Genomic DNA, 5626 nt, shown 5'->3' with positions numbered 1-5626 from the left:
GTACAGCCTCGCGCTGTACTGCGGCCATTTGCGGCTGTATGGCCGGCGCTGCCGCAGGTCTCCCAACTGTGCGTTCAGTTGCCACTGTTAGAGTTCTAGAGTTCATTCACGGACAAGTCGCTTTACGGCTTCGTCTCCCCACCGTCGTGCCAGGAGGATCTTTGCTTTCCGCCTTCGTCTCGGCCCTCAGGACCCCGGACCTGAGGCGGAAGATCCTCATCGCGCTCGGTCTCGTTGCGCTGTATCGCATCGGCGCGGTGATCCCGTCGCCGGGCGTCGACTACGGCAACGTCCGCTCGTGCGTCGATCAGCTGTCGGGCGGCGACTCTGCGGGCATCTACTCGCTGATCAACCTGTTCTCAGGCGGTGCGCTGCTGCAGCTGTCGATCTTCGCGATCGGCATCATGCCGTACATCACGGCCAGCATCATCGTCCAACTGTTGACGGTCGTCATTCCGAAGTTCGAGGAACTCCGGAAGGAAGGCCAGTCCGGCCAGGCGAAGATGACGCAGTACACGCGCTATCTGTCGATCGCCCTGGCAATCCTCCAGGCCACCGGCATCGTTGCGCTTGCGTCGCGCGGCCAGTTGCTGCAGGGATGCCAGGAAGAGATCATCGCCGACAAGAGCATCTTCGGCCTCGTGATCATCGTGCTCGTCATGACCGCGGGCGCCGCCCTCGTCATGTGGTTCGGTGAGGTCATCACCGAGCGCGGCGTCGGCAACGGTATGTCGTTGCTGATCTTCTCGGGTATCGCGTCCCGCCTGCCGTCCGAGGGCAAGGCCATCCTGGACAGCCGCGGGGGACTGATCTTCGCGATCATCTGCGTCGCGGCGCTCGCCATCATCGCCGGCGTGGTCTTCGTCGAGCAGGGTCAGCGGCGCATCCCGGTGCAGTACGCCAAGCGCATGGTCGGCCGCAAGATGTACGGCGGTTCGTCGACGTACCTGCCGTTGAAGGTCAACCAGGCCGGCATCATCCCGGTCATCTTCGCGTCCTCGCTGCTGTACCTGCCGAACCTCATCGCGCAGCTCACCGGTGCCACATCGTCCACCGACCCCAGCTGGTGGCAGCGGATCATCAACGAGTACCTGGTGAATCCGAACAACCCGGTGTACATCGTCATCTACTTCGCGCTGATCGTGTTCTTCGTGTTCTTCTACGTCGCGATCACGTTCAATCCGGAAGAGCGCGCGGACGAGATGAAGAAGTTCGGCGGCTTCATCCCCGGTATCCGCCCGGGTCGCCCGACCGCGGACTACCTGAATTACGTGCTCAACCGCATCACCGTTCCCGGCTCGATCTACCTCGGCCTGATCGCGGTGCTGCCCCACTTCTTCCTGTCCGGAAGCCAGACCTCCAGCAGCATCTTCGGTGGTGCGGCCGTGCTGATTCTCGTCAGCGTCGCCCTGGACACGGTCAAGCAGATCGAAAGTCAATTGATGCAACGTAACTACGAAGGGTTCCTCAAGTGAGACTTGTCCTCCTTGGTCCTCCCGGTGCAGGCAAGGGCACCCAGGCCGCGATCCTGTCCGAGAAGCTCGGCGTCCCGCACATCTCCACGGGCGACCTGTTCCGCGCGAACATCGGCCAGGCCACCCCTCTCGGCCTCGAGGCGAAGAAGTACCTGGACGCCGGGGACCTCGTTCCCAGCGAGATCACCAACAACATGGTGAAGGCGCGCGTCGGCGAGCCGGATGCGGCCAACGGTTTCCTCCTGGACGGTTTCCCCCGGACCGTCGACCAGGCCCAGGCGCTCGAGGCGATCCTGGCCGAGCTGAACACCAAGCTCGACGCAGTGCTGTCGTTCATCGTCGACGAGGACGTCGTGGTCGAGCGGATGCTGGCCCGTGGCCGCGCCGATGACAAGGAAGACGTCATCCGCAACCGGCTCCGGGTGTACCGCGAGGAGACCGCGCCGCTGCTCGATTACTACAAGGAGCAGCTGGTGACCGTCGACGCCCTCGGTGAGGTCGACGAGGTCAACGCTCGCGCACTGGCAGCGCTGGGCAAGTAATGGGCTTCGGGCGTAAACGCAAGGTCGTTCCGTTCCGGACCGCGGGCGAGCTGGACGCGATGGCGGCCGCCGGTGCCATCGTCGGTGCGGCTCTCGTCGCGGTCCGCGACGCGGCGAAGCCGGGTGTGAGCACGCTCGAACTCGACGAGGTGGCCGAGTCGGTCATCCGCGGCGCGGGAGCTGTGCCGTCGTTCAAGGGCTACCACGGTTTCAGCGGGTCGATCTGTTCGTCCGTGAACGATCGCGTGGTGCACGGGATTCCCTCGGCAGAAGACATTCTGGCCGAGGGAGACCTCGTCTCCATCGACTGCGGCGCGATTCTCGACGGCTGGCACGGCGACTCCGCGTGGACCTTCGGTGTCGGCGACATCATCGAAGCGGACCAGCAACTCAGCGAGGCCACCCGGCTGTCGATGGAGGCGGGCATCGCCGCCATGCTGGCCGGCAACCGGCTCACCGACATCTCACACGCCATCGAACTCGGCACCCGCGCCGCCGAGGTCGCGCACGACCGCAAGTACGGAATCGTCGACGGCTACGGCGGTCACGGCATCGGCCGCGAAATGCACATGGAGCCGTTCCTCGCCAACGAGGGAGCTCCCGGCAAGGGGCCCCAGCTGGTGGTCGGATCCGTTCTGGCGATCGAACCGATGCTGACCCTCGGCACCACGGATACCGTTGTCCTCGAAGATGATTGGACCGTCGTCACCACGGACGGCACTCGTGCCGCGCATTGGGAGCACACCGTCGCGGTCACCGAGGACGGGCCGCGCATCCTCACTCTGCGTCCGGAGTAGCGAGCGCCTGCGGGCGTGGGCCTACACGTCGATCAGCAGTGTCACCGGACCGTCGTTGACGAGACTGATCTCCATGTGTTCGCCGAACACACCCGTCTCGACGGTGGCGCCCAGCTCGCGCAGGGCGCCGGTGAACTCGTCCACCAGTGGTTCCGCCACGGGCCTCGGCGCCGCGGCGGACCAGGACGGGCGCCTGCCGCGCCGGGTGTCCGCCATCAGGGTGAACTGACTGGCGACGAGCACCGGGGCGTCGAGGTCGGCGGCGGACTGCTCGTTCTCCAGGATCCGCATGGTCCACACCTTCTTCGCGAGTAGAGCCGCCTTCGCCGCGTCGTCCGTGTGGGTGACGCCGACCAGGACGAGCAGCCCGTGGCCGCCGGCCGGGGGAGTGATCCGTCCCACCTCGTCGCCGTCGACCCGGACCGACGCGGACGTCACTCGCTGTACCAGGGCGCGCACGCACACCATCCTTCGAGTCGTGACCGGTGGGGTTCGGAAGCGGAATTCTCGCCGGGCGGGCGGTCCGCCGGGGACCGCATTTGGCCTGGTGAGCAATTTCCCGTAACATGGATCAACGGTGCGCTATGCGTGCCGGTTGTCTGCGTGCCCAGTGCCGGATTCGATCCGGATTGTTCATGTTTCGGCCGGTGAAGATCCCATTGGGCGCCACGGTAACGGAAACAGATGCAATAAGCACGCCAAACCACATGGATCGCGGAGGATATGGCTAAGAAAGACGGGGCCATCGAGGTCGAGGGACGAGTAGTCGAGCCGCTGCCCAATGCGATGTTCCGCATTGAGCTCGAGAACGGCCACAAGGTTCTCGCCCACATCAGCGGAAAGATGCGTCAGCACTACATTCGCATCCTCCCGGAAGATCGCGTTGTCGTGGAGCTGTCGCCCTACGACCTGTCGCGCGGACGCATCGTTTACCGGTACAAGTAAAAGCTTCCCCGCCCGACCAGGTCGGGGAGAAGTACGTCCGCTGCGGATCTGCGTAGTGGGCTGCCACAAAACAGGAGATCAGAAGACGTGAAGGTTCAGCCGAGCGTCAAGAAGATCTGCGAAAAGTGCAAGGTGATCCGTCGTAACGGCCGGGTCATGGTGATCTGCGAGAACCTGCGCCACAAGCAGCGTCAGGGCTAGATCTCCGCTTTTCGAGGATCTGCTTGGCAACAAGCAAAGATGACCTCCCAGCACCAGCCGGTACTCACGGCTCTCGAGCAGGTACTGGTTCACCCCCGGCACGGAGGCCGGGGCCCCACTGAGTTAGTTGAAGCATTGCCGGTCGCGAGACCGCCGACGTTTGAAGAGGCACAGGGGATGGACTGGGAGCAGACCTCCGCACACCGATAGGAAATGCCGACATGGCACGTCTCGCAGGTGTCGATCTTCCCCGTGAAAAGCGGATGGAGATCGCACTTACTTACATCTACGGCATCGGCCGTACCCGCTCCAAGGAGATCCTGGACGCCACCGGCGTCAGCCCGGATCTGCGGAGCAAGGATCTCTCGGACGAGGATCTGGCCAAGCTCCGCGAGTACATCGAGGAGTCGCTGAAGGTCGAGGGTGACCTTCGCCGCGAGGTCCAGGCCGACATCCGACGCAAGATCGAGATCGGCTGCTACCAGGGCCTGCGCCACCGTCGTGGTCTGCCCGTGCGTGGTCAGCGCACCAAGACCAACGCCCGCACCCGTAAGGGTCCGAAGCGCACCATTGCAGGCAAGAAGAAGGCGAAGTAATGCCCCCCAAGTCACGTAGCACCGGTCCGAAGAAGACCCAGAAGGCGCGTCGCAGGGACAAGAAGAACGTCCCGCACGGCGCCGCTCACATCAAGAGCACGTTCAACAACACCATCGTGTCCATCACGGACCCCGCCGGAAACGTGATTTCCTGGGCGTCCTCGGGACACGTCGGCTTCAAGGGTTCGCGTAAGTCGACCCCGTTCGCCGCTCAGCTGGCCGCAGAGAACGCAGCCCGCAAGGCGCAGGAGCACGGTGTCAAGAAGGTCGACGTCTTCGTCAAGGGCCCCGGCTCCGGCCGTGAGACCGCGATCCGCTCGCTTCAGGCCGCAGGCCTCGAGGTCGGCACCATCTCCGATGTCACCCCCCAGCCGCACAACGGCTGCCGTCCGCCCAAGCGGCGTCGGGTCTAGCGGGAAGGATAGGTAGAAAAAAATGGCACGTTATACCGGACCCATCACCCGCAAGTCGCGTCGTCTGCGCGTCGACCTCGTTGGAGGCGACCAGGCGTTCGAGCGTCGTCCCTACCCGCCGGGCCAGCACGGCCGCGCGCGGATCAAGGAGAGCGAGTACCTGCTCCAGCTGCAGGAGAAGCAGAAGGCTCGCTTCACCTACGGCGTCATGGAGAAGCAGTTCCGCCTGTACTACAAGGAGGCGAACAACCGCCCCGGGAAGACCGGTGAGAACCTGCTCCGCATCCTGGAGTCGCGTCTCGACAACGTCGTGTACCGCGCCGGACTGGCTCGCACCCGCCGCCAGGCCCGTCAGCTGGTCACGCACGGTCACCTTCTCGTGAACAACAAGAAGGTCGACATCCCCAGCTACCGCGTCTCCCAGTACGACATCATCGATGTCAAGGAGAAGTCGCTGTCCACGCTTCCCTTCCAGGTTGCGCGCGAGACCCAGGGCGATCGCCCGATCCCGGGTTGGCTGCAGGTCGTCGGTGGACGTCTCCGGGTTCTGGTTCACCAGCTTCCCGAGCGTGCGCAGATCGACGTTCCTCTGCAGGAACAGCTCATCGTCGAGTACTACTCGAAGTAGGCCTGACGGCTCGTGCGCCTTTCCGGTAG

General features: G+C 64.2%; 9 protein-coding genes. 8 read left to right on the top strand and 1 reads right to left on the bottom strand.

Annotation, left to right across the window (positions count from 1 at the left end; genetic code table 11):
• The first annotated feature begins 161 nt into the window (after window positions 1-161).
• Genes secY through map form a run of 3 tightly spaced genes read left to right on the top strand, consistent with a single transcriptional unit; the run spans window position 162 to window position 2814 of the window.
• Window positions 162-1475: a preprotein translocase subunit SecY gene (secY, locus tag ACFTZB_RS42435; protein WP_378441464.1), complete on the top strand. Its 1314-nt coding sequence runs from the start codon at window positions 162-164 to the stop codon at window positions 1473-1475.
• Window positions 1472-2017 (top strand): adenylate kinase, encoded by a 546-nt coding sequence (locus ACFTZB_RS42430; protein ID WP_072945707.1) that lies wholly within the window; start codon window positions 1472-1474, stop codon window positions 2015-2017. The genes secY and ACFTZB_RS42430 overlap by 4 nt, the downstream gene beginning before the upstream one ends.
• Window positions 2017-2814 (top strand): type I methionyl aminopeptidase, encoded by a 798-nt coding sequence (map, locus tag ACFTZB_RS42425; RefSeq protein ID WP_378441461.1) that lies wholly within the window; start codon window positions 2017-2019, stop codon window positions 2812-2814. Before ACFTZB_RS42430 ends, map begins: the two co-directional genes overlap by 1 nt.
• A gap of 21 nt (window positions 2815-2835) precedes the next feature.
• Here map and dtd read toward each other — a convergent pair whose 3' ends face one another.
• Window positions 2836-3273 carry a D-aminoacyl-tRNA deacylase gene (gene dtd / locus ACFTZB_RS42420; RefSeq protein ID WP_072945822.1) on the bottom strand — a complete coding sequence of 146 codons (438 nt, stop codon included), beginning with the start codon at window positions 3271-3273 and terminating at the stop codon, window positions 2836-2838.
• Between the two features lie 264 nt (window positions 3274-3537).
• On the opposite strand from dtd, the gene infA reads away from it, so the two are divergent.
• The 5 genes from infA to rpsD all read left to right on the top strand — a co-directional run bounded on the left by infA (window position 3538) and on the right by rpsD (window position 5597).
• Window positions 3538-3759, top strand: coding sequence for a translation initiation factor IF-1 (gene infA / locus ACFTZB_RS42415; protein ID WP_003418601.1), 222 nt, complete (start codon window positions 3538-3540; stop codon window positions 3757-3759).
• A gap of 87 nt (window positions 3760-3846) precedes the next feature.
• Window positions 3847-3960 carry a 50S ribosomal protein L36 gene (gene rpmJ / locus ACFTZB_RS42410; protein WP_003938068.1) on the top strand — a complete coding sequence of 38 codons (114 nt, stop codon included), beginning with the start codon at window positions 3847-3849 and terminating at the stop codon, window positions 3958-3960.
• A gap of 221 nt (window positions 3961-4181) precedes the next feature.
• A complete protein-coding gene (gene rpsM, locus ACFTZB_RS42405) occupies window positions 4182-4556 on the top strand; it encodes a 30S ribosomal protein S13 (RefSeq protein ID WP_005239677.1) in 375 nt (124 codons plus the stop codon).
• Window positions 4556-4969 carry a 30S ribosomal protein S11 gene (gene rpsK / locus ACFTZB_RS42400; RefSeq protein ID WP_005239680.1) on the top strand — a complete coding sequence of 138 codons (414 nt, stop codon included), beginning with the start codon at window positions 4556-4558 and terminating at the stop codon, window positions 4967-4969. The genes rpsM and rpsK overlap by 1 nt, the downstream gene beginning before the upstream one ends.
• 22 nt (window positions 4970-4991) lie before the next feature.
• The gene (gene rpsD / locus ACFTZB_RS42395; protein WP_005253863.1) at window positions 4992-5597 is read left to right on the top strand and encodes a 30S ribosomal protein S4; all 606 of its coding nucleotides are present in this window, start codon (window positions 4992-4994) and stop codon (window positions 5595-5597) included.
• The last annotated feature ends 29 nt before the right edge of the window (window positions 5598-5626 follow it).

It is taken from the genome of Rhodococcus sp. NPDC057014, assembly GCF_042673295.1.
In the GTDB taxonomy this organism is placed as follows: Bacteria; Actinomycetota; Actinomycetes; order Mycobacteriales; family Mycobacteriaceae; genus Rhodococcus_F.
Note: the sequence above shows the minus strand (reverse complement) of the source record. Positions and strands in the feature narration are given on the sequence as shown.

Bases quoted from the DNA above. Each gene is read 5' to 3' on its own strand.
- rpsD (WP_005253863.1), top strand. From the start codon at position 4,992: ATGGCACGTTATACCGGACCCATCACCCGCAAGTCGCGTCGTCTGCGC.
- rpsK (WP_005239680.1), top strand. From the start codon at position 4,556: ATGCCCCCCAAGTCACGTAGCACCGGTCCGAAGAAGACCCAGAAGGCG.
- infA (WP_003418601.1), top strand. From the start codon at position 3,538: ATGGCTAAGAAAGACGGGGCCATCGAGGTCGAGGGACGAGTAGTCGAG.
- rpsM (WP_005239677.1), top strand. From the start codon at position 4,182: ATGGCACGTCTCGCAGGTGTCGATCTTCCCCGTGAAAAGCGGATGGAG.
- map (WP_378441461.1), top strand. From the start codon at position 2,017: ATGGGCTTCGGGCGTAAACGCAAGGTCGTTCCGTTCCGGACCGCGGGC.